At 45.4% G+C, this 26,916-nt stretch carries 19 protein-coding genes and 1 riboswitch; of the genes, 2 read left to right on the top strand and 17 right to left on the bottom strand.

Annotated elements, in window-relative coordinates:
- Positions 1 to 866: 866 nt before the first annotated feature.
- From G519_RS0139005 to G519_RS0138930, 17 genes are all read right to left on the bottom strand, one after another.
- Positions 867 to 1,313, bottom strand: a complete 447-nt coding sequence (locus tag G519_RS0139005) for a GNAT family N-acetyltransferase (RefSeq protein ID WP_029199135.1) — start codon at positions 1,311 to 1,313, stop codon at positions 867 to 869.
- A gap of 175 nt (positions 1,314 to 1,488) precedes the next feature.
- Positions 1,489 to 7,833, bottom strand: coding sequence for an OmpL47-type beta-barrel domain-containing protein (locus G519_RS0139000; RefSeq protein WP_029199134.1), 6,345 nt, complete (start codon positions 7,831 to 7,833; stop codon positions 1,489 to 1,491).
- Positions 7,834 to 8,104: 271 nt separating this feature from the next.
- Positions 8,105 to 9,106 (bottom strand): Gfo/Idh/MocA family protein, encoded by a 1,002-nt coding sequence (locus G519_RS0138995; RefSeq protein WP_029199133.1) that lies wholly within the window; start codon positions 9,104 to 9,106, stop codon positions 8,105 to 8,107.
- Positions 9,107 to 9,129: 23 nt separating this feature from the next.
- Positions 9,130 to 10,041: a Gfo/Idh/MocA family protein gene (locus G519_RS0138990; protein WP_307720125.1), complete on the bottom strand. Its 912-nt coding sequence runs from the start codon at positions 10,039 to 10,041 to the stop codon at positions 9,130 to 9,132.
- Between the two features lie 22 nt (positions 10,042 to 10,063).
- Positions 10,064 to 11,134, bottom strand: coding sequence for a dihydrodipicolinate synthase family protein (locus tag G519_RS0138985; RefSeq protein ID WP_029199131.1), 1,071 nt, complete (start codon positions 11,132 to 11,134; stop codon positions 10,064 to 10,066).
- 2 nt (positions 11,135 to 11,136) lie between these two features.
- Entirely contained in the window at positions 11,137 to 12,153 is a 1,017-nt protein-coding gene (locus tag G519_RS0138980) for an NAD-dependent epimerase/dehydratase family protein (protein WP_029199130.1), read from the bottom strand.
- A 122-nt stretch (positions 12,154 to 12,275) separates the two neighbouring features.
- Positions 12,276 to 13,580 (bottom strand): GTP cyclohydrolase IIa, encoded by a 1,305-nt coding sequence (locus G519_RS0138975; RefSeq protein ID WP_127528119.1) that lies wholly within the window; start codon positions 13,578 to 13,580, stop codon positions 12,276 to 12,278.
- A gap of 617 nt (positions 13,581 to 14,197) precedes the next feature.
- Positions 14,198 to 16,957, bottom strand: coding sequence for a glycoside hydrolase family 2 TIM barrel-domain containing protein (locus G519_RS0138970; protein ID WP_029199128.1), 2,760 nt, complete (start codon positions 16,955 to 16,957; stop codon positions 14,198 to 14,200).
- Positions 16,958 to 17,251: 294 nt separating this feature from the next.
- The gene (locus G519_RS0138965) at positions 17,252 to 17,617 is read right to left on the bottom strand and encodes a helix-turn-helix transcriptional regulator (RefSeq protein ID WP_029199127.1); all 366 of its coding nucleotides are present in this window, start codon (positions 17,615 to 17,617) and stop codon (positions 17,252 to 17,254) included.
- A complete protein-coding gene (locus tag G519_RS0138960; RefSeq protein ID WP_127528121.1) occupies positions 17,614 to 18,645 on the bottom strand; it encodes a response regulator in 1,032 nt (343 codons plus the stop codon). The genes G519_RS0138965 and G519_RS0138960 overlap by 4 nt, the downstream gene beginning before the upstream one ends.
- An 8-nt stretch (positions 18,646 to 18,653) precedes the next feature.
- Positions 18,654 to 18,851: a response regulator gene (locus G519_RS0138955; protein ID WP_029199125.1), complete on the bottom strand. Its 198-nt coding sequence runs from the start codon at positions 18,849 to 18,851 to the stop codon at positions 18,654 to 18,656.
- A 23-nt stretch (positions 18,852 to 18,874) separates the two neighbouring features.
- On the bottom strand, positions 18,875 to 19,264 hold the full coding sequence (locus G519_RS0138950; RefSeq protein WP_029199124.1) for a sensor histidine kinase: 390 nt from the start codon (positions 19,262 to 19,264) through the stop codon (positions 18,875 to 18,877).
- Positions 19,265 to 19,290: 26 nt separating this feature from the next.
- A complete protein-coding gene (locus G519_RS0138945; protein ID WP_029199123.1) occupies positions 19,291 to 20,382 on the bottom strand; it encodes a cache domain-containing protein in 1,092 nt (363 codons plus the stop codon).
- 137 nt (positions 20,383 to 20,519) lie between these two features.
- The gene (locus G519_RS53410; protein ID WP_307720126.1) at positions 20,520 to 20,876 is read right to left on the bottom strand and encodes an ABC transporter permease subunit; all 357 of its coding nucleotides are present in this window, start codon (positions 20,874 to 20,876) and stop codon (positions 20,520 to 20,522) included.
- A 53-nt stretch (positions 20,877 to 20,929) separates the two neighbouring features.
- On the bottom strand, positions 20,930 to 21,364 hold the full coding sequence (locus tag G519_RS53405) for an ABC transporter permease family protein (RefSeq protein ID WP_307720127.1): 435 nt from the start codon (positions 21,362 to 21,364) through the stop codon (positions 20,930 to 20,932).
- 30 nt (positions 21,365 to 21,394) lie between these two features.
- Positions 21,395 to 22,354, bottom strand: a complete 960-nt coding sequence (locus G519_RS0138935; RefSeq protein WP_084160559.1) for an ABC transporter permease — start codon at positions 22,352 to 22,354, stop codon at positions 21,395 to 21,397.
- An 86-nt stretch (positions 22,355 to 22,440) separates the two neighbouring features.
- On the bottom strand, positions 22,441 to 24,027 hold the full coding sequence (locus G519_RS0138930) for a type 2 periplasmic-binding domain-containing protein (protein ID WP_029199121.1): 1,587 nt from the start codon (positions 24,025 to 24,027) through the stop codon (positions 22,441 to 22,443).
- A gap of 398 nt (positions 24,028 to 24,425) precedes the next feature.
- A riboswitch (cyclic di-GMP riboswitch) is annotated at positions 24,426 to 24,511 on the top strand.
- A gap of 129 nt (positions 24,512 to 24,640) precedes the next feature.
- Here G519_RS0138930 and sigI point away from each other — a divergent pair.
- Positions 24,641 to 25,381, top strand: coding sequence for an RNA polymerase sigma-I factor (gene sigI / locus G519_RS0138925; RefSeq protein WP_051254124.1), 741 nt, complete (start codon positions 24,641 to 24,643; stop codon positions 25,379 to 25,381).
- Positions 25,378 to 26,874, top strand: coding sequence for an anti-sigma factor domain-containing protein (locus G519_RS49735; protein WP_084160558.1), 1,497 nt, complete (start codon positions 25,378 to 25,380; stop codon positions 26,872 to 26,874). Before sigI ends, G519_RS49735 begins: the two co-directional genes overlap by 4 nt.
- The last annotated feature ends 42 nt before the right edge of the window (positions 26,875 to 26,916 follow it).

The raw sequence follows: 26,916 nt of genomic DNA, 5'->3' as shown, positions 1-26,916 counted from the left end.
AGATGCCACCTCCAGAAAATAAATAAACCGCTCCTCCGAACAGCTCATGCTGATCAAGAAAAGCGGTGTGTGCTTCACAACCGTTTGTTGTTAAATTTTATTCAATGATAGCATATCACACAAAATTTAACAATTACGCATATGAGGATGGCTTCTCAGGCTCTGTCGGCGAGTTCTCTCTGAAAGCGCGGTTTTCGCGCTTATTTGTTCGGGGCCGCCTGATTAAGCGCGTTTTCCGCGCTTATTCAGAACGAACGCGCCCGGACAGGTTGCTGAGAAGTCAATTTTCGACTTCTCAGGCTCTGTAGGCGAGCTTCGGCTCGCGGAGCTCTTTCTGAAAGCGCGGTTTTCGCGCTTATTTGTTCGGGGGCGCCTAATTAAGCGCGTTTTCCGCGCTTATTCTGAACGAACGCGCCCGGACAGGTTGCTGAGAAGTCAATTTTTGACTTCTCAGGCTCTGTAGGCGAGCTTCGGCTCGCGGAGCTCTTTCTGAAAGCGCGGTTTCCGCGCCTATTTATTCAGGCGCTCCAGATTAAGCGCGTTTTCCGCGCTTATTCAGAACGAACGCGCCCGGACAGGTTGCTGAGAAGTCAATTTTCGACTTCTCAGGCTCTGTAGGCGAGCTTCGGCTCGCGGAGCTCTTTTCTCAAGCTCTATCGGCGCGCCTCGGCTCGCGGGGCTCGCGCTGTAAGCGCGGGTTTCGCGCTTATTCCGGACGAACGGGCCCGGACGGACTGCTCAGAAGTCGATTTTCGACTTCTCAGGCTCTATCGGCGAGCTTCGGCTCGCGGGGCCCTCGGCGTATGAAAAAGGGCAGCTGATCGTTATTTCGGACGGATCAGTGGCCAAATTAATCACTGCAGCTTTTAGCTGATTGAATAATTAACCCAATCCCCTTGAACCCCACCCATTTTCTCAAAAAAATGCTGAGCTCGTTTATTTTCAGGAGCCGTTATCCAAGACATATACGCATATCCTTGATCTTTTGAGAAACCTTGACATTCTAAAAACAGTTCTGATTCCACTTCTGTACCTCTAAATGGCTCCATGACATAAAGGTCGTTCATGATGGTAATTTTGTCTGCTTTCATCGTACTAAATGCGAAGTATAAGGTAGCAAAGCCGACTAGTTTTCCATCTAGTTCTGCAACAAACTGAATACCTAATTGTTTCTCTAAAAGGGTTTGAATCAATTGATGTATGTTGCCATCGGCTGGCCTAGGTTTCTGGTAAAAACCAACAATATATTCATACATTAATTCGGTCAAACTGTTTTCATCATCTGGTTCTGCGTCTCTCACGATAAGTGGCATTCATAATTCCCTCCATTCGATAATGCATAATTATACATAAATATGAATTTATATTCAATTCAAAAATTTCCGTTATCCAAAATAAAAAGAGAAGCCCGCCACAAAAGCGAGCTTCTCCATCAATTTGATCACCTTTTGATCACTCACAGAAAGCACCTGTTAGAAGGACGTACTTTTACATCTGAAATACAACCGTGGGATTTATTGTTATATTACTTACAATTTCTCTGTACGTTCCCAAATAAGTCATGCCGAAGGTATAAGTACCTGGCAATAACTCCTTACTAACCTCACCACCGGTTGTTTGGCCGAATGTCAGCCAGCCTCCCGCATAGTATTTCACGCTGCCGTTGTCCATCAGACGGCCTTGGCTGTCCTTCAATTGCACCTTGACCTTGACCGTCTGGAAAATGACCACGGCATCAGTCCCGATATTCTGCACTTTCTCCTTATACGCACCCTCGTTCGTCATGCCAAAGGTATAAGAACCTGGCAATAACTCCTTGCTGACCTCACCACCGGTAGTTTGGCCGAATGTCAGCCAGCCTCCTGCATAGTATTTCACGCTACCGCTGTCCATCAGATTTCCTTGGCTGTCTTTCAATTGTACCTTGACCTTGACCGTCTGAAAAATGACAACGGCATCAGTCCCGATATTCTGTACTTTCTCCTTATACGCACCCTCGTTCGTCATGCCGAAGGTATAAGAACCCGGCAATAACTCCTTGCTAACCTCTCCGCCGGTTGTTTGGCCGAATGTCAGCCAGCCTCCCGCATAGTATTTCACACTGCCGCTGTCCATTAGATTTCCTTGACTGTCCTTCAGTTGCACCTTGGCCTTTACCGTCTGAAATACGACAACCGCATCAGTACCGGTATTTTGCACCTTCTCCTTATAGGTTCCCTCATACGTAATGCTGAAGGTGTAGCTTTTATCTGGTATGGACTTACTTGCCCTGCCGCTAGCATCTGTCACACCAAAATCCTTCCATCCTCCGTCGTAGTATTTCACTACTCCGCCGCTGAGCGGATTGCCATTACTGTCTTTTAACTGAACCTTTACTGCAGTTGCGACTAGCGAAAAACTAAGATTATGCGCAGGCTCAACATTCCCCGCTTGATCCGTTGACATATAAATCAAGGTGTATTGACCTTGCTTATCCAACGTAACAGGTGATGTATAGGGCTGAAATGTAGTCCCATTATCCAAACTGTATTCTGTTTTCTTCACATTTGAATCAACATCCACTGCATTTAAACTAACTGTAACCGGCCCCGTATAAGCACCATTTGGTCCGTCCGGCTGTGCCGGGCTCAAACTGGCTGTTGTACTCGGAGCTTTTTTATCAATGTTATTCACCGTGTAGCTGGTAACATTCGACGCATGGCCTGCCGCATCTGTTCCTCTGGCAAAGATCATGCCATTTTCTGAAACGATTACTGGCGTTGTGTACGCTATCCATGTGCCGCTATCACTTACTCTATATTCTTTCACTACTGCTTCAGCCGGATAGCTAATCGTAACGGTAACATCCGTGTTGGTCGGTTCTGTAATATTTGCTGAAAGGGTTGCATCTGCCGGTGGTTGCGCAGCTTGACTTGTAATATAACTCAGCGGGATCCTAAATGAAGCGCCACTTGCGATATCATAAATAAATCCTTTACTGAAATCATTCGGATCCTTATAGGACCGGACAAGTGTAATGTCCCCAATGTCGAGCTTCAAGCGGGTTCCTTCCAAGACAGATACATTTTTGATGCGGTAAGACGCATAACGGACACCGTCGTTTTGAATGGTGATGCTCTTTCCGATCAAATCGGCAGGGGTGCCGAAAAGCCCGAACGATTCGATAATAATCTCGTTATGCGGTGACAAATCCTTCCTAAAGTCAACGACTGTTCCGGTAATGGATCCAACACGATCCTGCCGGACTTCCGTGTTCTTTCCGATATACGAGCCGTCGTGCAAATAAGTGCTTGCACTTCCATCCTCCTGCACGGAATATACGCCGAAGAATCCTTTAAACTCCAAGGAGTATGCGGTATCAGACAGTTCAACCGTGTAAGACTTGCTTGAATCCAAACTGCTAACGATATAATCGGTTCTGCCATTTTTCAATTTTACCCTTACTGCTCGAACCCCGCTGTCATCCACGGTCTGTCCGTTCATCTTAACGATCAATGGCGTAATGGAGCTGATAAAACTTTCTCCCTTATAAGGCTCAATGATCGAAGTAAATAGACTATCGATGCTAGTGCCGCTGCGATGAGCGATCAAATACCGGAGATCCTTCGGATTGCCCACTTTATTGCGTGGCGGCACGCCGTCGGCCAGGGCTACGTCATCCACATTGCCTAACATCGTCAATCTAAGGTGAACGTCAGTTGCTGCTCCGCTGCCTTGACCGTACATATTCCAAGTATCTTTCACATTCCAGTCGACACTGAATTTGTTCATCGGAGATGTATCGCGTTCCACATTTTTCAAATAATGAAATCCGCTGCCCATATAGCCGGCCCCTGCGACATCATCGACTCTTTCCCCGAAAGGCACGTCAGCTCCCGCATAAGTCCCTGTTGCCTGCGGTACCAGGTTCAACCCTTCCGTCGCGACCGCTCCTTCTGCTCCATGGAAGCTAAAGTAATGATCATTGCCTCCCTTAACCCGAAACAGATCCACGGTATAAGAGTTTTTGTCATCTGCCTTGATCATGGCCGTAGTCCGTTTATACAGCGTCGTCTGCGGATATACCTTAGGCGCCTCCACCTCAATGAGCTTCACCAAATCTGTATCATCAAAATGCTTTGCATCCGCAGCCCACAAATTCGTGTTCTGTTTTCGTTTATCCACGACTACCGTGTTATGGCTGATTGTATTGACGACCCACTGCGCTCGATGCATATCGACGCTGTCCGCGAATTCGGGGTAGCCCAAATCTGGCGACAAATCGAGACCAAATGCGTGAAATCCAACATTTAACGTGTCCCCATGACCGTGGCTTACGTTGCGGCCATAGAACATCCATTCATCCCGAAGCGTGTTAATCGCGTTCAGCTGGGCATCCCGCTGGGAGCGCGCCTGCGCATTCAGCAAATTCAATACGCGGACGTCCAGATTATAGCCGCTGGATGACGGATGCTTCCCGATACCCTCGAAGGAAATGGTATGCAGTCCTTGCGTAAGATTCATCTGGTTGATGATCTCATATGCATTCGTATCCGTCCCGTAAAAATCCAACTCTTTAACAGGTTGCCCATCGATGGAAATACGATAAATGCCATTAGACTGCGCTTTTACGGGGAGTAAATCCAACTCATACTCATCCGTTGTTGGAACATTAAATTCAAATGTTACCGACTCCCCATTCTGGGTTGCCGCTAGTTGGATAGAACCGGAAGCATCAACAAACTTCGTCGGTACACTTTGTGCGGATATGTTCATGCCGCTAAAGCCAATCCTCGTTCCATAATTGACTTTCGGGTTATCACCATCCCGCAGCGCCGTAAATCCATATCCGCTCGCATTAACACTTTCCATATTCAGCGGACCATTGACATTAATAACCTCTTGAATTTGACCCGCGATCGCATTAGGTCTGGAGGAAAATACGTCCTTATGAATCCCGTCGGTCGTATTGTTATTCAGAAAATAGGCCAGCTGCGCATAAATCGGATCGCCGAATTTATCAAACGCTTTGACGGAATCCGTCATTCGCTCAATGATAAATGGATTTCCGGTTCGGCCCGTATCCCCGATGTTTGCAGTAAATTTTTCGCTCAAAATGAGCGTACTCATAGCGGAAAACATTTTTCTAAACTTCACGTTGTTATAAAGATCGGCCTGAGGGTATAAATCATAGCCCTCCAAAATATCGGCCGTCAACCGGTGATTCACCAGCCACAAAGCATTATAACCAGGTGAGCTTTCATTCCCGTTCCCATCTCGGTCGACGTCCGAAACAAGTGAATTCAGAATATTTCCACCTGTCAAGCGAGTCGGATTGGCAAGGACTCCTCCAGTCTGGAAAATGAAGTCCAGCCACTCTTTCGTTTCAGGCATCGTATCGTAGACAACAGCAGCCATCGCCAGAGCACTTTGATGCATACCGTCATTGCCGAGTATTTGCGTCTTTTTCACTGCCGGGAATACTTGCTTAATCATACCGTCTTCGATATTCCGACGAATGTTTATTCCCGAATTTTTCGGATTGGCAAATCGAAATTGCGTCGACTTCGCACTTAGAAACTGAACGGTTTCCGGGTCGTCGAGTGCCGGGAATAAAGCATCGTAGGCACTAATAAACGACTTCACTAATTCAGTTTCCCAAATGCCGCCTAATACTTTGCCATTGCCAACAGATTTGCCCGATGAATTTAGAAACACCGTTCTATCAAACTTGCTGATATCCATATCCGGATAAACATCCGCCACTCGATCTAGTAAAATCGAACCGGCACGGCCATACTTAATGTCCCCCGTATATAAATAAGCATCGCGGAATGCATTCATTGAACTCTGAATCAGAGAATCTCCCCCATACCATGACCAATGGACATAGTAGGCGATGAATGTATACCGTTTTCCTTGCTCATCTACCCAGCCATAGCCATCATCGACTCCCCAGGTGGGTCCCTTTTCTGGATAGAGCGTGTTCACGAGCAGACTTCGATCCGCGAGTGCAGGCTGGAATATGCCATGCTCATCCAAACCACTGCGGTAATAGGCTCCAAAGTCGTTCGTCGGAAACTTGTACCCGCTTGAGGGATCCACAATTTTCCATGGATCGTTCAATGGATCGATGCGATAAGGATAATTCCCGTATTTATCGATCTCCTTGCCGGTAATCGGACTTCCTAATGATTGATTAACGGCATAACTGCGAGGAAGCATTTGACTGGGAACCGCGTTCCACAAAAAGTCCAATCCTTTTGCCAGATATTTATCCGCGTTTGTAACCGACGCGTCCTTCAAATTCTTTGCCCATTGCAGCTGCTGTATATTTTGCCGGGCGGCAGTGACCTTATTCTGGCTGTACAGCGTTGTCCTCGTTTTGCTATTCATCAATTCACCTGATCTAATGAATGTCGCGTTATCGAAATATACAGTTCCTCCAGCTGACGATGAGGTGCCTAATCGCAGACTGATATAGGCGGTCTGGTCCGGAAAAACGCTCTTAAGAGTAACAGGCGTCCAAGCGTTGCTGGACGAACCTGTCTGGGACACAGATGAAAGAAAGACTTTGTCCGCATCCCATAATTCGATCTTCAGCTCAGCGGTCCCGGAGTTCGTGAAAGCAAACACATTTGCCGTATATTCAACGCCGTGTGAAACGGGAATGAGATGACTGCGCAGTCCTGCCGATTGATCTACGGCATTGGTTATTTTGATGCTGCGGACTCCGTCATAGGCCATCTCGCCAGATACCTCTGCTACGCCGTCAACCCCACGCCATTGACTTGGCTTGCCATTATCCAACAGCTCGAATCGGCCGTTATTCAAATTGGGACTTGGATCTGGAGACGCTTCACCGAATTTGGCATCGTCAAAATAAGTCGTACCGATGTTAGTGGCCCCCAGATACAATCTTATCGTGGCGTAAGCTGCTCCAACAGGCGCAGCACCGACTGCGCGAATCGGCTTCCATTCATTCTGGGAAGTGCTCCCCGCAATCACGTTCGTTAAATTTGTGTTATTGGCATCCCAAAACTCCAGAAAAATAGTAGAGGCGCCGGATTCGTCATAGGCAAATACTTCCGCTTCATATTTCACTCCTACCGAAACTGGCATTTTCTGACTTCGGACTCCGATGCCAGCGGATGCGCTCGTATCCACTATTTTTACGCTGCGATCTCCCGAACGCTTCCGCTCCAGGGAGGATGTAATATTACCGCCGAAGATAGAATCCCAATAACGAGGCATTCCATCAATCGTACTCTCCATTCCACCGTTCCTGAGTGGCGTGTTCGGATCCTTCACCAACTCCTGGAAATCTGCATCGTCAAAATAGGAGGTTCCGATGTTCCCTAGCCCTGAATAGACTCTCAGGCTTGCGTAAACAGCTCCTGTCGGCGCAGTTTGACTGATACCTAGCTGCTTCCACTGATTCAAAGTATTATTCGTGGCAGTTGGGAAAAGGATGAGCGTGTTACTCGCATCCCAGAACTCCAAATAAAGGGAAGAGCTGCCCTGTACATTATAAGAATACACGGAAGCCTCATAATCTTTGCCAGGCGTAACCGAGATCTTCTGACTGCGCAGACCAACGGATGCCGTACTGCTATTATCCGCTAACTGCACGCTGTAAACGGCGCTGTGCACTGTGTACGTGGAAGATGTCACCGTCCCGCTCATAACGGACCAGTTAAGTGGCTTTCCACCGGAAACCTGCTCGAATCCACTGTTAGGAAGAATCGGCAGCGTGTCCGCTTTTGCTTTTCCAGGAAATACCGTAAATACCGAAAATGCCATTAAAAAAGATAGGAAAACAGATAGAAACTGCGAACCTCTAATTCGACTCATTAATAATCCTTCCTTTCCAATCAAATTTGGTCAGCTACCCATAAATAAAGCGTTTTCATTCCGTGCCATCCTAAATTATAAAGTCCAGAGTAGCCTTGAAGATATACCTGCAATTCAACAAAGTGTCTACAAATTCCAGAAAACAAAAGGGGTTATTTCCCAGATCTGAGAAGACCTTGAAAACAACCCTTTTTTTCAAGTTTTGATGTTAGTTAACCGCCAAAAGGGCAGGTCAATTGTTCATTCGACCTGCCCTCTCATTATCCATTTTTCATTCTCCAATTTCCTGATAAACAAGCTGTTCCAAACCTGTTTCTGCAGAACGGTATACAGCCTCCAGTGCAGCTATGACGCCTCGCGCATATGCTGGAGAACAGCTAGTTTCCGAATGGTCTCGTATGGCTGTGAGCAAGTCGGAATACTGCAATTCGAATGGAGCAGCCGTGTTTAATGTTTCCAGCTTCTCATACTGACCGCCACGACTCATCCATAAGCTTTCACCGGTTACTAGTTTCAGCATACCACCCGTAAAAATAATCTCCGTTTCATTGCGTGATGCCCCTAAGTAACCCGATTGAACAATCGTCGCAGGAATGCCTGACGTAAGTTCCAGATAAATCATACCGCTGCCTTCTACATTGCCTCTGCTTCCATGATAACTCACAGATGATTTTAATTTACGGACTGTACAATCTGTTAGCCATTGAATTTTATCGATTGAGTGCGTACCCAAATTAGCCAGAATGCCACCGCCTGATTTCTCTTTTTCGAGAAACCACTGTGGTCGCGAGTCTTGAAAGTAATTCGTATGTCTGACATCATGAATCATGACGAGCTGACCAAGTTCTTCACTTTGGATGATCCTTTTGGCCTGTATATTTTCAGCAATATAGTGCTGCGTATGTCCTACCAAGATGCGAATATCCGCTTTACGTCCAGCCTCAATAATCTCATCGCATTCCGCTACGGACAAAGCCATAGGCTTCTCCAGCATCAAATGACAGCCATGTTCCGCTGCGAACACGGCTGTCTCTTTATGCAAATAGTGAGGCAATGCGATCACTACCACGTCCGGTTTTTCCTGTTTGATCATTTCCCGGTAATCGTTATAGGCCATTATTTCATAGAGCTGGGCGATTTCATTCGCTTTATCGAGATTGATATCTACAACCGCGCAAGCTGCAAATCCTGTCGTTGCTCGGATAGCATCAAAATGCTCTTTGGCAATAATACCCGCACCAAGCACCGCTACCCTTAATTCTGCGTTTTGCATGGCCGTTTCATCCTTTCCCGATTCTACAAATATACCTCTAAACCGGATTCACGACTTTCGTTAGCCGCTTCCAAGAATCGCATGATCTGCAGCGTCTCTTCCATATCGATATCAGGTGTTCCTGTTGCAAACATGCTCATTATTTTCTCCACTAAGCTGGCATAATACGGTTTCGGATGTCGATACACATCGATAAATTGCGTTTTGGTTTCCCTATGCAGCAGTGCCCCAAATTCGGAATTGCCTTGGCGATTACCGCGAATCGTACCGATGATACCATTTTCCCAGACGCCGGTAATGAGATCATGCTCCTCATTGGTAACGGCCGAAACCTTCACGCAACCTTTACCCAGCGTTTTAAAAAGCATCTCCGCCGTATGCACGCCATACCAGTATAACCCCGGCTGTGTAGGTTGCAAAGCTAGCGGACCATAACAGTCCATGCCGATAATGCCGCCGCTTTCAGATGTCAGCAGCGCCTCCGTTAATGCTTCGGCATAACGAAGCGAAGAACAGCTCATCATCGGTATACGATGAAGCTGTGCTAGTTCCACGATTGCCTTCGCATCGGAAGAAGAAAGGGCCATTGGCTTATCGATGAAGATCGGTTTGCGATAAGCCGCAATGCGGCGAAACTGCTCGAGATGAACCCGAGCATCCACCGACACCATCAGAATGGCATCGCAAGCCTCAGCCACTTCCTCCGGCGAATCAACGATTTTCACACCATATTTGTCGCGAACTTGCTCTGTAAACCCTTCAACTCGTGAATAACTCATCTCAAAGTCGTCTGAACCACCTGGAAAAGCAACTGTCACTTCCCCGCCGGGCACATAATAAGCATGATTCTTATCGTTTAACAATTGCGTATATGTGGGAGCATGCGATGAATCGAGTCCTATCATCCCAATTCGAATCGGTTTATCAGACATCATCTGTAAAACCTCCGTTCGACATTCATTCTGCTAACCATTCGGATAAGTGCTTTTTAACAAATTCATCATCGTTTAAATTCGGATAATCCCGATAGACACGATCAATTTCCTCCATTTGTCCGTTAGACAGCTCTTCTTCGGGGTTAAGACACCAACGCCCTTCCAGAAGACCTTGTCTCCTAAGCACCTCATGAATCCCGGCTATACAGCCTGCAAACCCATTCGCAGTATCGAAAAATGCCGCATTGGTGTCCGTCACTTCAATATTGCGAGTCAACCAGTGGGAGCTTAGACTTTCATCGTTTCGTACAAGTTTGATGGCATCCAAGAGTTCAACAGCCTTTTGCGTCCAAACAGACCAATGACCCAACAAACCGCCTACTATTTTTTTCTCAACCTTGTTTCCGTTAACGGCAAAATGGTAAGTGGTCAGCAGATCATTCACAATATTATCGTCATTGCCTGTATACAAAGCGATTTCATCTCTCCGCTCGGAATTGCATACGGCTCTCACGACATCAATCGTTTGATAACGATTAAACGGTGCCATTTTGATACCAGCCACACCAGAGATGTTCGCAAACTCTTTCCAGAAATCGTAGCTTAATACTCTTCCACCGACAGAAGGCTGCAGATAAAAGCCGAATACCGGAATGATCTCCGCGATTGTGGCAATTCGCTTCAGCAAGTCCTTCTCTGTGAAGCTTTGAAGTCCTCCCATGCTGACTAAACCGAGGTCATACCCGAGACCCGCTGCTGTTTCCGCTTCGTAAACGGCTTGCTCGGTTGGGCCGCATATGCCGGCTACTTGAAGGAAAGGTCTGTTTAACTTGGCATTCTTCACTTCCTCGGATGCTAATCTCAGCACCTTTTCGAAAAGATTATGCTCCTTGTCCCTGATCTCAAACTGTGTCGTATGCACAGCAACTGCGATGCCGCCCGTACCTGAAGCCATATAATAACGTGTTAAAGCTCTTTGTCTGCGTTCATCCAGCTCTCTTGCAGCGTTCAAAGCAAGCGGATGCGCGGGAATGACCAATCCCTCATGCAGCGCTTTATTTTTTTCCGCACTAAGTGGTTTAAATATGCTCATCTTTAATATTTCCCCTCCCTCTCTTGGAAATGGGTTGGTTTATTCCAAGTGTGACCATCAGCCAAACACCACTCCGCGGTCCAGTCAATCATTTGCTGCAGGGAAACCTGAGGATAACCGAACAGTTGATGGGCTTTGGCGGAGTTGCTCAATAAAGCGGTTGTTGATTCTTCTCCAACAAAGATAGGTTCCACACCAAATCTTTGGCCAAACATCGTTGCCGCCCAACGCATCGATAACGTTTCAGGACCGGATACATTCAAGAATGTAGGTGGGGAACTAGCTATATTCAAGGAACGAATAGCCATTTCATTCGCATCCCCCTGCCAAATACAGTTCACATTTCCCATGGTGATGTTGATTGGTTTCCCTGCTTTAACCGATTTAGCTATTTCCAAAAGCACGCCATAGCGCAAATCCACCGCATAATTAAGTCTGAAAATGGTCAATGGCGTCTCATACTTACGAGAGAAATGCTCAAAAATCCGCTCACGTCCTAAACAAGATTGGCCATATTCTCCGATCGGGCCTGTCGCCGTATTTTCTGTAGCTCCTCCATGAGCAACTGGTGTGAATGGGTACACATTTCCAGTAGAAAAAGCGACAATACGAGAGTCTTTATACTTTTCCGCAACACGTCCAGGGAGGTAAGCATTCATTGCCCATGTAAAATGTTCATTCCCCATCGTGCCAAATTTATTTCCCGCCATATAAATGACATTCTTCACATCAGGCAGCTGCTGAAGCTGTTGATCATTCAATAAATCAACGGAAATCGTTTCAACTCCGTCTGCTTCCAGTTCCTGTTTTAATCCTTCGGAAGAGAACCGCGAAGCACCAATCACTTTTTTATTTACACCGGCTTCTTTGATAGCGTTCATAGCTAACCTAGCCAAACTAGGTCCCATCTTACCGCCAATACCAAGTAATAGAATATCCCCATCGAGTGCAGCAATATCATTGATTAAAGCGGACGAAGGCTGAGCTAGCTTTGTTTCTAAGTCGTGGATTGTTTTCATGTCGTTCTCCTCTCGATTTTCAAGTCTACATCCCTATTTTAATGAGCCGACACATTAAAAGACAAGTCTTTAAAATGTCTATATATACGCAGAGGGATAGGACGAATCCCTTCCTTCACACCCTAGCTCTTCATACTTTCATCCAGGAACGCAAACTCGAAAATTTGCCGTGGACGGCCTTTTGGCATTTTCTCCATACCGCTTGTCCGGACTAAACCGGTATCCGACCATTCGAGCAGCAATCGATGGGTGCTTCTAACCGTAATGTTGAGCAGCAAAGCTAATTCTTGAACGTTATAATCTTTCTTGCCGGTACGGGCATAGGTCACAAGTAACCTGCTTAAGTAGGAAGAGGTCATATTAGCGTTCTCTGCTTTTTTAATAAAATCAGGATTAACCAATTCCAAATCTTTCACCTGGGCATCCACCATCTCCAATGGTCCGAGTATGCCTCTGTCCTCTCGAACAATAAAGCATGAGTTGCCGCTTGCTTCCTTTGATTTCCGCAGGGCCGATCTCGCATTAGAACCCGCTTCATTGGCTGTTCTGCCGAATCCAACACCGATACTTAACGTTAGCTGATAGGATCTATAGATTTCAGATGCCAGAGGAACTCTTTTGTATCCCGCCGTTTCTTGTTCAAATATCCCCCTGGTTGTAAAAAACAAATATTCATCGCCTCCCAGGTGCGTAAGATGACCTCGTAAAGAATCCACATAATCCAGCAAAATTCGGTGAATATTGAGCTTCAGCTTTTGAATTTCATGCTCCGAGTTATGGCGATCAACGATTTTGCCAAAACCATCCACATTAATCAAGCCCACAACGATCTGGGATTCCTTACTCTTCCTAGCATCCGTCGATAGAAGCGCTCTCTCCAGAGCTACAACGATGTCCTGCGTGGTTGGGACTATCCATTCATTCGGGATTCCTAAATCATTTATTTCCGCTGAAATTGAATGGATGCCAGTGAGCACTCCCGAGGTCAAACCCTTGTTAAAACAATCTTTATGGAACTCCAGCAGTTGTTCTCTAGTCGGGTTGCTGGCCCCATCATAGCAAATGATTTTCAAATCTTGTTCATCGATTTCCTCCAGAAATCGCTTTACCATGATCGAAGTTACTGTATCTACACTTATTGCATGACCAACGTTCAACATACCATTTACCTTTGCAAGCTTTTTTTGGATGTTGTAAAAAGCTTTATATAATCCGGTTTCGTTATATCGGACGTAATGAACAGGTACGACCGATTTCACTTTTTCCAGAACTTTTCGGTAAGGGACAGGCCCGCATAATAACAAAACTTCTACTTCATTCTTTATTTCATCTGATAAATTTGGAGTTTCCAATTCATTCTTTGAATATCTGACAACGGGTTCAAACGTGGGGAAATTTTTGATGACTTTGACGATCCTGGACACCATATCTTTGGGTCCGACGATGCCAATCTTAACTCCAGCACTCGCACTGCTCTGACCTATTATTTTTCCTAAAGTATCAATGGGAAATCCCTCGCTTTATTTTCAATTGTTCCAACATAGTTTGAAATAGATTGTCGATTCATATTGTACCCCTAACCACTGATAGACATGACTCCAAAATTAGATTCTAGAGTCTTATAGCAGCTTTGTGAGGGTAGATTGGGCAATAGTGGATGCCAATGTTGTATTTACTACAACAATTCACACGCCAAAAGGCTATTGATATCGAGGATTCCGATTTAAGACACTTCCATGTTGAACAAGCTTGGATGAATGATCGACCGTCTCTGAAGTCCAACACCCGGTTTAACCCAAAACAACCCTGCGCGAAAGCTCTGTGCGCAAGGCTGAAAGATCTGAATCGGATTGCCAAGGCAAGAGCGGATCCATATCACAGTAATTTATCAGAATACTGCGCGAACTCAACTTAAATATAACGCAGATAGGCCTCTGCCTTCAAGCAAGGTAAACATACCGTTTGAGATTGACAGATTACATCTCTTTCCCGAAAACTTTCACTACATAAAAGCTGGCTAGTCCTTTGGATACATCGGTCATAACTATGCGTACATACCTGATTCCTGTTTCATAAATTCATCCATGCCCATTTCTTGTCCCGTTTGTCTTTGAGAAGCCACTGCTTTCCAATGGATATCATCCGATGAAACTTCAACTTGATATTCATACTCTGTATTATCACTTTCCCAATAGATCTTACAGACATCCAGCTCGTAGAACCCTTCAAGATCTACCTTCCACCACACCGGCAGGTCATTATTCCCAGCACTCCAACGCTCGCTCCACCGATCAGCAAGGACATTGCTTGTTGCTTGACTAGCGCTGCATCCAGGAAGCTCTGAACTGGCTGTCGCCGGTTTATTGATCGCAACATCCGTCCAGTGTTCCCAATATCTTGATGATGGCGGCGAAAAGAAGGGAATCTGATCTACCTCATATTCCGGTTTTCGATCAGGTGGGATTTGTGATTTCCCTGGTACAAATGCATCAGAGGCGGGCTTCGATATGATTTCTACGGTCGCCGGTTTCAATCCGTCTGATTCCGCAAGCAGTGTGATAATGCCTGGCTCCTTCGCCGCGCGAATTAACACCCCAATGGCTCCCGCTTCTACTTCTACGGGGTTAGATCCCACTCTGCTGTCTCCATCACCGACAATTTCTGCCGGCCCAGTCAGCTGGAATGTTATCTGATTGTAGGCATCCGGAACAACAGTTCCATTGGCATCTCTTACATAAACATGAACCATGATTAAATCAGAACCATCCGCTTTAAGATCAATACCGCAATCATCTACAGATAATGTTAAATGATCCGGAGTGCCCGGAGTCATGACTGTGTGCGTTGCTACGATAACATCGTCAACAATAGCTTCAGCCATTAATTTGCCCGGCTCCCATTCCACCCCTTCGAAAATGAAAGGTGCATGCGGCATACTGCCATATCTTGCGTCTGGTTTTTTAACACCGAGAAGCTTACCGTTCAGAAAGAGCCTGATTCGTTCACAGTTGCAATAAATCGTAATATCCTTAGTTGAAGCCGATGTCAAATCATTGGCGATGAATACCATTGGCGTTGTACGAATACCCGCTATTTGTAAATTAGGGTCACTTTGGCTTTGAAATAAATAATAGCTATATTTGGGTAAACGATATAAATCCAGTGCGCCACAGGCAGCGACAATACCGGTCCACAACGCACCACCGCTAAGTCCTTTTGTAGCTAAAATATGATTTAAAATGTCGGTGCGCTCTTTCGAAGACTGCAGCATGCCAGACTCTCCGCCTGGATAGAAATCTCTTGTCCCTCTTGAACATCTGAGATGCGTATGCCTTGGACCCGCTTGCTCCAGATAATGGTCCCCCCACTCCCTGATGAAAGATCCTTGATTTTCACGAAGCGCTGCTCCATAAACGACATCATAATCGATGGCAGCAATTCTATAATTGTCACAGGCTGCATAGCATTGATCACCTGGATATTCGGCATGTGTGACCTCAAGGGCTGTTCGTGTATATTGTTCACTATAATCGGTTTCATTCAAGATAGGCTCCCATAATACGACACTAGGGCGATTCCTATGGTAACGAATCATCTCGCGAATATCTTGATAGGATCTTTCTTTAAACGTATCGTTATCCCTAAACCACTGCCATCCAGGTGTCGGCACAATACACATCAGGCCTAATTCGTCACAGGCGTCCATGAAAGCCGGAGATTGCGGATAGTGTCCTGTACGAATAATCGTAAATCCACCTTCTCTAAGCTTGATCGCATCTCTACTATGCAGAGAATCAGATAGGGCATCTCCCACATAGACATATTCCTGATGTCGGTTGGCGCCAATTAATTTCATCAATGTTCCGTTGATATGAAAGCCTTCACCATCAAATCGGATGTGCCGAATACCTATTTTTGTTTCATAGGCATCTACGACTTCATTGTTATCATAAACAAGCGTGTATACCGTATATAAATAGGGATGATCCGGGTGCCAAAGCTTGGGTTCTACAACCGTAACGCTCTGAATAAAAGTATGATCCTTCTGTTGATCAATGTTGTGTAAAGCGGAAGATACCTTACTAACAACTTCTTTATTGTCATTTACAATATAATGAGTCACTGAGCAAGCTTTTGGGATATCATATTCATTACTAATATGCGTTTGTATATGTACTTGAGCCTCAAGTGAGCTTACATCCGAATAAGTGATGAATAGACCGCCGCCAGCTTGTTGATTCGTAAGAATGGCATCTGTAATATACAATTTATCCATCGTATGCAGCCATACATTCCGGTATAGGCCTCCATAATAGCAAAAATCCAATTCACCCTGTGGTTTACCTGGTGGAACGTCTGGCGTATCGGAGTTGTCTAGCCTCACAACAATCACATGATCCGTTTCTTCATCAGCCGTCACATGATCCGAAATATCTAAGGTAAAAGGCAGGTAACCGCCGTAATGTGTTGATAGATGTTTCCCGTTAATCCATACATCTGCCGTATGCTTCGGACCTTCGAATTCTACAAATATTTTTTGATCCTTATTGGCTTTATCCACATAAAAATGTCTCCGATACCAGGCGATACCTAGATAGTTCAAGCCTCCACTGCAGTGGGCAGGTTCTACCCTCACTGTGTGAGGAAGGTGAACAATCTCCCAAGCTGAGTCATCAAAATTAGCCGCTTCTGAACCTTGTGAGTCCCCCCGAAAAAAACGCCAATCCTGATTAAAACTTAATTTATTGCGATGAACATCTTTTTCAAGTACATGCGGGATACCTAATTCATCTAATGTATTCATGCCATACTCCTCTCAACTTACATGTCTATTCGTTAATTTTAAAGAGTAGTCACATTAAAGACAAGTCTTTAAAAAGTCCTTATATGAGTTGAGGAAACATACGAATCCATGACAAATAAGCGCGGAAACCGCGCTTTCAGCGAAAGTAGTTCCGCGAGCAGGAGCGCGTTGGTAGAATCTGAGAAGCCGGAAATCGACTTCTCGGCAAACTGTCCCGCTTCAAAGGAAATTGGAAACAGGACTTTTATCGTTGATTATCGTAAGACCGTCATATAAAACATGACGGCCCCTAACTTACACTTGTTTATTTTTATATTGTGTAGGCGTAAATCCTGTGTGGCGCTTGAACAATTTGCAGAAATAACGGTAGTCGGAGATGCCTACTGTCCCGGATACCTCATAAATTTTCATCGTCGTCCGTTCCAACAGTTCGCTCGCCTTTTCCATTCGTACTCGGTTCAAATAATCCGAGAAGTTCTCGCCGACCTCTTGTTTGAACATCTGACCTGCGTAAGAGGGATGCAATTGAACAAGCTTTGCCACCTGCACATCCTCTTTATAATGTTCGCGAATATAGCGAATCATTAATTGAACTTCCTTGCGCACCGTTGCTGACGGATGAAAACGGTTGTTCATCCATTCGTTTACGGCGTGAATCATTTTTTCCCACCATGCACAATAATCCGTCCACGTTTCCAATCGATCCCATTTAAACGCTCAACAACCGAGGCTGGGAGCTTTACAAACCCGGGGTGAAACATTTGTCGTGTCATGCTCAGCAGATCCTCTGGATGAACCTGGGGATTATAAAGCTTGGTTATGACAGACACACTTTCCTGGAACGCTTCGGCATCCTCCCGCAGCATCGCTTTTACCACAGCAGCAATCCACTCACGGATCTGCTCCTCATCGAAGCGCCGGAATGTCGACGAATGTTTGCCTACAATAGCCGAATCCGGCTTATAGAAGTAAGCAGCAAGTCCATCAAGTCCTTCGCGCAACCCGTCAGCAATTTGCTTTATCGTCAAAGGCTGCTTGCCTAGTTCCCGTACCGGGCCGACATGAATAAAGCTCTTAACGGGAGCAAAATCCTTTAAAGCCTCCAATGCTGCTAGCGCTAGCTGGTTCATCTTGAAGCTTTCTAGAAGCTGTTTGGAACCGATCAACAAGCACAACCGACTTTGCCGAATCGGCAGCATCACCATCCGGTTGCCTTCACCGAGCATCCGCTGGTCCAGTCGCTGCTCCAATACTTCGCCTACTTGTCTTTGGAGCTGAATAAGTTCTTCCTCCGTTAGCTCAGCTTGCTCGGATCCCTCAGGGACTCTCCAGCCTATAGTCAATCCTGTCAAATAGCTGGCTTGGGCCACTCCTTCGAACCACTCTTCAGGAATCGCACGGACATGGGTACTTCCATCATCGTCCACCAACCGCTCCGTCCACTGACGCTTCCTCGTCCATTCCTTTTCCCATTCCAACTTACGGCGCATCTCCAGCTTTTGATCCACATCCATCTCCTGCTCAATCTCTTCAGCCACCTTGCGGCAAGCATCGAGAATTTGCTCGGGCGTCTGCGCCAGCTTGATCAAATAGTTATCCACACCCAGCTCGATTGCTTGACGCGCGTATTCGAACTCGCCATAAGCCGTCAGAATCACAATCCGGATTCGCGGCCACCTCTTGCGCACATAGGCAGCTATTCTAATCCGCTCATATTCGGCATCGTAATATCCGTCAGCAGCAAATGCGGCATATCCCGTTCTATCATCCGGATCGCTTCTTCAGCTCCCGATGCGGCTCCCATAAACGTAAACCCCGCATCCGACCAAGGAATCCGTTCGGAAAAGCGTTCACGTACCCATTGTTCGTCATCCACCATCAACAGCTTCAGCATGGCACTTTCCCCTACCGCATCATTTATTTCTCTCGAAGATCTCCTATCGGGAGACGAATCGTCACCGTTAGCCCCTCATCTGGCTCATTATGAAAATGCAGACCATACGGGTAACCGAATGTCATGATAAGCCGTTCTTGCACATTGCGCAGCCCCAGTTTGTTCAAACCTTTATAAGGATTAGGCGTCCCAGTATCTTCCGTCAACAAGGCAAGCTTCTCCGGAGCAATCCCTGGTCCTGTATCTGAAACCTCAAGCAGTACACTATCGATCTCCGTATTTTTCCCCGAGACAATGATATGATTAACCTCTTTTTTCGTTAGCCCATAAAAAATACTATTCTCTACCAATGTAATCAACGTAAGTTTCGGTATTGCCGTCTTAAAGTAGCTCTCCGGGACGGCAATGTCCATCTCGAAGACATCCCCGTACCTGAGGTTCATAATCTGAACATAGTTTTCCCGACGGTTTCAACAGCATGATGGGCAACATCAAGTCCTTGTTCGATGACTTGCGGGAAGCAGAGGAGAAGAAGCGGCATCATGAGCTGAAGGTGAGCTTCCAATTCGCCGCGTTCAGCTGCCTTAAATTGTCGGGTTATGGCGGTCACGGGCTTGCGAATGTAGTTCGTAATCCACACGGAGACGATCACCGCCAGAATAATGGCGATTAGCAGCACTAGCACCAGCTGTTTCTTGAGCGAGTCCAGCAAAGGAAACGCCTGCGATTCCTCGATGACGGAGAAAACAATCCAGTCCCAGCGATTTTGATTACTGCTTAGCACCGTATAGCTTCCAAAAGAGGTGTGAACGGTGTTATAAGCCGTCCCACTCGTCTGGGTTAAAGCTTGCAAAGCATCCTTCATTTCCAAATGATCCTGAAACGTCTTCGGATATGCGAGGTACGTGTTCGTCGACAAATAATCGCCTTGGCCCGTAAACAGATAAATTCGGCGCTGCTCGCCTTGAATGATCTGCGGACCTGTTAGCGCATTCAAATTCAAATCCAGCGCAACGACGCGGTTACTGTCGATTTGCTTAGAAACCGTAATCACTGCACGCTCATTGATGGAACGCGGGGGGCTCCACCAGAAGCCTGTTTTGCTTGTCTGAGCTTTAATTTCCTCAATCCGCTCAGGCGTGATGTAAAATCGATATCCGTAGGGAGAACTAATCTTCACTTTGTCAAATTCGATCAGATAAATACTATGGATCTGATCTTGATGGTAGGTCATGATATTATCGATCAGCTCCGTGTAGTCGGCTTCGTCCATTTTATTGTAGAGAACCGGATTGGAGAGAAAGATCAGTTGACTTTGTATAGAATTCATTAATGTTTTGATATAATTTTCAACCTGCACAACGGAGCCTTGCAGCACTTCTTCGTTGTTTTGCCTGATGGGCTCGAAAAGCCGCTGATATCCGAAAATGCCGATCACCAGAAATAGTACGATTACGGACAAAAAGGTAAGGATAAACAGCTTGGTGCTGACGCTGGAAGTGAAGCTTTTTCCTGTTATCCGACGAATCATGCAAGAACGCTCCCCTATCCTATGAGGATACAGCAAAGCCCCCGATATCGAGGGCTTGTGACTTTTCAAATATTATAGCATGGTCAATCCTTCTTTGTACTATATAATCTTTCATGTTCACTCATTCGTGCTCATCATTACCCCTTGACGGAACCTAGCAATGCACCTTTAACAAAATATTTTTGCAGGAACGGATAGATGATCAGGAGCGGTAACGTCGCTACAACAACTACGGCCATCTTGATCGTTTCCGGAGGCAGCGCGTCCAGAGCCAATGAATTAATCGACAGCTCAGAGCTGACGTTTGGCGCTTGAATCATACTTCTTAGCACGACCTGCATGGGCATAAGCGTTTTATCGGAAATATAAAAGATACCTTTGAAATATTCGTTCCAATGCGTAACTCCATAGAACAAGCCAATCGTAGCCATAATGGGCGCCGATAGTGGAAGGACAATGCGAAATAGGGTCTGAATATCTCCGCAACCGTCCACTTTGGCTGCCTCCTCTACTTCCGCCGGGAGGTTTTCAAAGTACGTTTTGACGATCAAACCGAATCGTACAATCCGAGACTGCGAACCATAATGTAAAGTGGAATAATACCGCCACTAAAAATCATCGTGAACACGATCGCCATCAGGATCATATTGCGGCCTGGAACAGACTTCTTGGATAGCGGATACGCCAGCAGTGTGGTGACTAGCAGATTCAAAGTCGTGCCTACAGCCGTGATGAAGACAGTAATTTTCAACGCTTGTGGAATACGCGCGCTTCCGAATATTTCTTTATATGCTTGAAAAGTTAGATGTTCGGGCCAAATAACGAATCCACCATTCTTCATGACTTCGATATAAGGAGTTAACGAAACGACAACGACATAGTACAACGGAAACAATGTGACGAGGGCAAATAGGGTCAGAACGGTATTTATAGCCGCATCGGCAACCTTATCCCCTTTTGATTTTTGGAGTACGAATGACATTGTAAACCCCCTCCTTTTCCAATACGCAATCTACCATATGCCGGAACCCCCGACTTTCTTAGCCAGTTTATTTGCACCTATAACCAAAAAGAGCCCTACCAAGGATTTGAAAACCCCCATAGCTGCTGCAACGCCAAACTCCAGACGCTCGAAGCCATAGCGATAAACCCATGTGTCCACAATGTCTCCGACATCATACACCCGAGCATTTAAGAAGATGAAAACCTGATCGAAGCCTGCATCCAGTATGCCGCCGATTCTAATAATCAACATGAGCACGAATACATCACGGATACCAGGCAGCGTTATATGCCAGAGCTGACGCCAACGTCCTGCACCATCCACGACGGCAGCTTCATAAAGTTCCTGGTTGATGGATGCCAAAGCCGCCAAATAGATAATGGCTCCGAATCCGGTATTTTTCCAAATTTCTGATAGGACCAGCATCGGTCTAAAGAGATCCTTGTTCGTCAATAAATCAATCTGTCCCCAACCCATATCGCGTACAAACGTACTAATTAACCCGGAGCCCGGAGCTAAGAAAGAAAAAGCTAATCCATACACGATGACCCAGAATAGAAAATAAGGCCCGTAAGTAATCGTTTGAACCGCTCGTTTGAACCAAAGCACCCTGACTTCATTTAACATAAGAGCAAGGATAACATCTGGCACCATGTAGCCCACAATTTTGTAAACACTGATTAACAGCGTGTTTCTCATAATTTGATAAAATTCAGGATTATCGAAAATGACTCGAAAATTATCGAAGCCGACCCAAGGACTTCCCCAGATGCCCTTCATCAAGTTATAGTTCTGAAAAGCAATCAAGGTTCCCATCATAGGTGCATAATGAAACAGAATATAATAGACCAGTCCGGGTATCATCATGAGGTAGAACCATCTGCTGTGGTAAATGCTTCGTAGTTTGCCTTCCCTCACAGGGCGTGTAGCTGTAGATTTCTCTTTCAATACAGTTGTGGTTTCCGCCATCGCCATATCCTCCTAGCCGTATCTCTGTTGGAAGGCAGAAGGAAAACCATGAACAACCCAGGGTTCCCCTCGACGCCTCGACACGTTTATATAAAATCGTTAAGTTTCTTATCTTTCAAAACGGAGTTTAATTGTTTGGTATACTCGGTGAAGATTTCTCTTTCTTTGAACTTGGTCATCAGTTCTTCACGGTATTGCGGCCAATTTTTACCGCTCTTGTCTTCAAGTACTGCTTTAGCATGGAATTTGCTCATTTCTTTGCGGAAATCCCCGATGTTGATGCCTGCAGGAGGAACTAAGCTTACTGGAGGCAATGCGTTATGTTTCGGGAAGCTTTCAACCGTTTTCAGAATCGCACGGTCATGGTCGGAAACACGGGAATCAATCAGATCAAATCCAAGTACATTAGGATCTTCCGGTGTAAATGCTGAATACACATTCAGCCAGTTTCCTGCTTTGGCGATATCAGCTTCGAAAGCTGCAACATTTAAAGTAATCTTGTTGCCAGATTTCGTGTAGTGCTTACCTTCTTGCCCGAAATGGGTCAATAAGAAGCCTTCTTCACCAGTAAGCCAGTTGACGATTTCCAAGGAACGCTTCACTTTGTCCGGACTCTTATCGGCTGTAGCTTTGCTTATCAAGAACGTGTCTGTAGGAACGTTGTATTTCCACATGATCGGCTTGTCAAGCGGATAGATCGGCTGCCAATTGGCTATTGGATCAAGAGCTTTCGTACGATTTTGTACACTTGTAGCCACACTGTCCAGTGCCACTGTCTTGTCACCTGCCGTGAAGAACATGCCGACTCTGCCTTGAGCAGCTTTATCAAAATGAGCTGGCGGCTTGTTCAGGAACCAGTCCGGATCTACGATTCCAGCTTTGTTCCAATCTATCACTTGATCGATAACACCTTGTACTTTAAGATCCGTACGATTATCAACATAGCTGTTGTCGACGATCATGAAGTCAGCTACAAAACCGTTGTTCAACCATTGCGGGAAGTCGAAAGGAAGATTTTGTCCGCTGCCTGCTGCCGTAAAGCCGTAAGTATCCTGCTTGCCGTTGCCGTCTGGATCAGCTTTCGTGAACTGGGTTAATACGTTGGTCAGTTCCTCGTAATTTTTGGGAGACTTCAACCCCAGCTTATCGAGCCAGTCTTGACGAATATACCAGGAAGCATAAGTGTTACGTGAGAAAGGCACCATAGCGCGAGTGAACTCACCCTGCTTGAGTTGGAAAGCATCTACTTCTTCTTTCGATACCCATTTGAAGTAATTAGGCATCGTTTCTTTCGTGATGAATGTGCTCAGGTTAGCGGTTATGCCGTCGTTAATATACTTCTGGGACTCGGCACCACCGGCGATGAACAGATCAGGAGCGCTTCCGCCCGCCAAGGTAGCATTCAACTTGTCATGATATTCTTTGCCTGTCACCATATAATCGATTTTCAAATCAACGTTAAATTTCTCTTCAATCGCTTTTTTGACGAAATCTTTGTCTGCGGATGGCAGTGTTACATTCCCCATAAGTCCACTCATGACGGACCAGTTTAGCGACAGCTTGGCTGGTTTAGCGCTTCCTGTCGCCTTTGGAGTTTCTGTCGTTGTTTTGTTGTCTGAGCATGCTGTAAGCGCAAACATTGTAGCAAGTCCTATCACTACCAATTTTTTCATTCGATTAACACCCTCCTGTTTATATACGGTCCGTAAACATTTACCCCCTGTAAAAGCTAAATGATGGCGTTTACTTGACTTCATTATAGGTCCGCCCAACTAGCGAAACTAGCAGACGATTTCAAGAAATAGTGGTCATAATACAGAAAAGACCCTTTAATAATGCCATGCAGTTACGATTGTTTCTAAAAGTAAAGAAGGTCACAACCTGTTTTCAAATGGCTGCAACCTTCTTTGATCTGACTGAATATGTCAATTCTCATTGTACACGAACCTCCTACTATTGAGTATAGGATAGTTGAAATTTCGACAAATATTTTGTCGAAATTTGTAGTGACATTGTTATATTAACCGTATATAATTAATAAAAATTTATCTATTTTCTAATTACATATTCATATCGACAAAGGCACACTCATTGAAAAATGGGGTCGCAAAACTACAGGGGCTACAACGTCTAACGTCATGCCAGCCAGCTACCGAAATATGGAGTTTATTTTATTGAACCCCTATTACGGGGTTTTTTTATTTTTTACAAGCTAGTGGCGACGTACAGTTATAAAAAAATGGTTACGTATTACATAGATAACGGCAGCGGAAGTGGTGGATAATATTGGAAGAATTCATCCTAAGTGGATTGATAAAAGAGGCACAGGAGGGGAATGAACAAAGTCGGCAAGAAATCATTCAAGGCAATAAGCTATTTTTGGAAAGAGTCACCTCAAAAATTTGCAAACGAATGATTACTTGGAACGACGACGAGATGAGTATCAGTCTCATTGCTTTCAATGAGGCCATTGATCGGTACCAACAATCACAAAATGATAACTTTTTCAATTATGCAAAGCTCGTTATTCAATCACGGCTTACTGATTATTTTCGAAAGGAGAGTCGACAGCAGAGCGGGGTAAGTCTAGATGCCAGGCCAATAGATACGAAGGGTGAATATGAGTCAAACCCTTTTGAGATTAAACAATCCTGGGATCACTATAATGAACAAAAAATGATTCAAGAACGACTAGAAGAAATACAGCTTTATAGCTCAAGACTAGAGGAATTCGGAATATTCTTCGAAGAGTTGGAAGAGGCTTCTCCGGATCGTGCAGATGCCCGAAATAATCTGATCGAGGTTGCCTATGGTTTTGTAAAACACCCTCATTTAGTTGATGTACTTTTAGGAACAAAACAGTTACCTCTTAAACAAATACTTGATTTTATTCATGTTAGCCGTAAAACTATAGAAAGAGGAAGAAAATATTTAATCTCTCTTATTATTATTCTGATTTCTGATGACCTCCCCCACTTGAAGTCGTCCATCGCGTTTCCGGATTTAAAAAGGAGGGGAATTAAATGAAGAAAACAAACGGACTTGTCATCAAGATTACGGAACAAGTTATGGTGGTTATGTGTGATGACGGTAAATTCCGAAATCTCCCCCTTCCAAGTAAGCTTCCAGCAGTGGGTGAACGAATTACTGTTCCTCTTCGCCGAAAGAAAACTTATAAATTCCGTTGGCTCTCCAGTATTGCCGCAAGTTTCATCCTTTTGTTAGGTTTGGCAGTTTGGTATCAAACCCAGCCCCAATATTATGATATTATCGCTATTGATATAAATCCTAGTTTGGAATTGTATGTGGATGCAAAAGAAAGGGTTATTAAAGTAAAGCCCCTGAATTCAGACGCAGAAAAAGTTCTCACTAATTTCCCTCTAGGACAATTAAAAGTAAGTGAAGCAATTGAACGAGTAATCTCAACATCAACGGATTTAGGGTATATTAACAAAAACAAGGAAAATTTTATTATGATTTCCATTGCAAATCTTAAAGGGAAAACGATTAGTACAAGTGCTATTAATTCTGTTGTAACAAAAAGCCTTCATTCAACACATGTAGATGCTTTTCTGAAATTAGAACAGGTTGACAAGCCTGCGTATGATTTATCCAAAGAAAAAAATGTCTCTCTCAACAAATGGATACTGCTTCAACAATTTGAACATTTAGGTGTCCAGATCAATCTGGAGAAAATTGCTTCTGAATCTTTATCAGAAGTTTTACAAGAAACGGGGATAAATAAGGAAAAATTATTTTTGCCGATCCAAGAATCTATCAATCCGCAAAAAAACGCGATAAACGCAGAAAAACGATTAAATGAACAAGTAGATAAAGGAATAGAGCCTAGTAACAATACAATAAATGCAACTGTACCTTCACTCGATTCAGAGGGGGCAACCAAACAGGTGCCATCAGCTAATAACGTTGAGTCTGGCAAGACAAGCACTAGTGATAAATCCGGACTAAACGCACCAACCATCCCAGAACAGCCAGATACATCAGGTCATTCTAGTTCAACTAGTCCAACCAGGTCATCAGTTGGATCCGGGTTGCAGAGCTCTACGAGCCCTCCCGAAACCACCGGCGCTCCGAGCCCGTACAACTCGCCCGGCGCTTCGATTCCGTCCAGCTCGCCCGACGCTCCGAGCCCTTACAGCTCGCCCGGCGCTCCGAGCTCGTCCGGATCACCCAGCGCTTCCAGCCCGTACGGATCGTCTGGCGCTTCCAGCCCGTACGGATCGTCTGGCGCTTCCAGCCCGTACAGCTCGCCCGGCGCTCCGAGCCCTTCCAGCTCGCCCGGCGCTCCGAGCCCTTCCAGCTCGCCCGACGCTCCGAGCCCTTCCAGCTCGCCCGACGCTCCGAGCCCGTCCGGATCGCCCGGCGCTTCTAGCCCGTACAGTCCGCCCAGCACTTCGAGCCCTTCCGGTTCGCCCAGCGATTCGAGTCCGCACAGCTCGCCCGGCCCTTCGAGCTCTTCCAGCTCTTCAGGCACCTCAGGCCCAAGCAGAAGTAGATAATTTAAATCAAGCAATTCAAAACTGCTTTCTAACCTTATTCCT

Origin of the sequence: Paenibacillus alginolyticus DSM 5050 = NBRC 15375 (assembly GCF_000422905.1) — a bacterium.
GTDB classification, from domain to species: Bacteria; Bacillota; Bacilli; order Paenibacillales; family NBRC-103111; genus Paenibacillus_E; species Paenibacillus_E alginolyticus.
Note: the sequence above shows the minus strand (reverse complement) of the source record. Positions and strands in the feature narration are given on the sequence as shown.

What these genes read in the sequence shown, in the direction of transcription:
- G519_RS0138975 (WP_127528119.1), bottom strand. Translation starts at nt 13,580, where the DNA reads ATGGTGTCCAGGATCGTCAAAGTCATCAAAAATTTCCCCACGTTTGAA.
- G519_RS49735 (WP_084160558.1), top strand. Translation starts at nt 25,378, where the DNA reads ATGAAGAAAACAAACGGACTTGTCATCAAGATTACGGAACAAGTTATG.
- G519_RS0138995 (WP_029199133.1), bottom strand. Translation starts at nt 9,106, where the DNA reads ATGCAAAACGCAGAATTAAGGGTAGCGGTGCTTGGTGCGGGTATTATT.
- G519_RS0138950 (WP_029199124.1), bottom strand. Translation starts at nt 19,264, where the DNA reads ATGGACATTGCCGTCCCGGAGAGCTACTTTAAGACGGCAATACCGAAA.
- G519_RS0138930 (WP_029199121.1), bottom strand. Translation starts at nt 24,027, where the DNA reads ATGAAAAAATTGGTAGTGATAGGACTTGCTACAATGTTTGCGCTTACA.
- G519_RS0138965 (WP_029199127.1), bottom strand. Translation starts at nt 17,617, where the DNA reads ATGATTCACGCCGTAAACGAATGGATGAACAACCGTTTTCATCCGTCA.
- G519_RS0138935 (WP_084160559.1), bottom strand. Translation starts at nt 22,354, where the DNA reads ATGGCGGAAACCACAACTGTATTGAAAGAGAAATCTACAGCTACACGC.
- G519_RS0138970 (WP_029199128.1), bottom strand. Translation starts at nt 16,957, where the DNA reads ATGAATACATTAGATGAATTAGGTATCCCGCATGTACTTGAAAAAGAT.
- G519_RS0138945 (WP_029199123.1), bottom strand. Translation starts at nt 20,382, where the DNA reads ATGATTCGTCGGATAACAGGAAAAAGCTTCACTTCCAGCGTCAGCACC.
- G519_RS53405 (WP_307720127.1), bottom strand. Translation starts at nt 21,364, where the DNA reads ATGTCATTCGTACTCCAAAAATCAAAAGGGGATAAGGTTGCCGATGCG.
- G519_RS0138990 (WP_307720125.1), bottom strand. Translation starts at nt 10,041, where the DNA reads ATGATGTCTGATAAACCGATTCGAATTGGGATGATAGGACTCGATTCA.
- G519_RS0138980 (WP_029199130.1), bottom strand. Translation starts at nt 12,153, where the DNA reads ATGAAAACAATCCACGACTTAGAAACAAAGCTAGCTCAGCCTTCGTCC.
- G519_RS0138985 (WP_029199131.1), bottom strand. Translation starts at nt 11,134, where the DNA reads ATGAGCATATTTAAACCACTTAGTGCGGAAAAAAATAAAGCGCTGCAT.
- G519_RS0139005 (WP_029199135.1), bottom strand. Translation starts at nt 1,313, where the DNA reads ATGCCACTTATCGTGAGAGACGCAGAACCAGATGATGAAAACAGTTTG.
- G519_RS0138955 (WP_029199125.1), bottom strand. Translation starts at nt 18,851, where the DNA reads ATGCTGAAGCTGTTGATGGTGGATGACGAACAATGGGTACGTGAACGC.
- G519_RS0139000 (WP_029199134.1), bottom strand. Translation starts at nt 7,833, where the DNA reads ATGAGTCGAATTAGAGGTTCGCAGTTTCTATCTGTTTTCCTATCTTTT.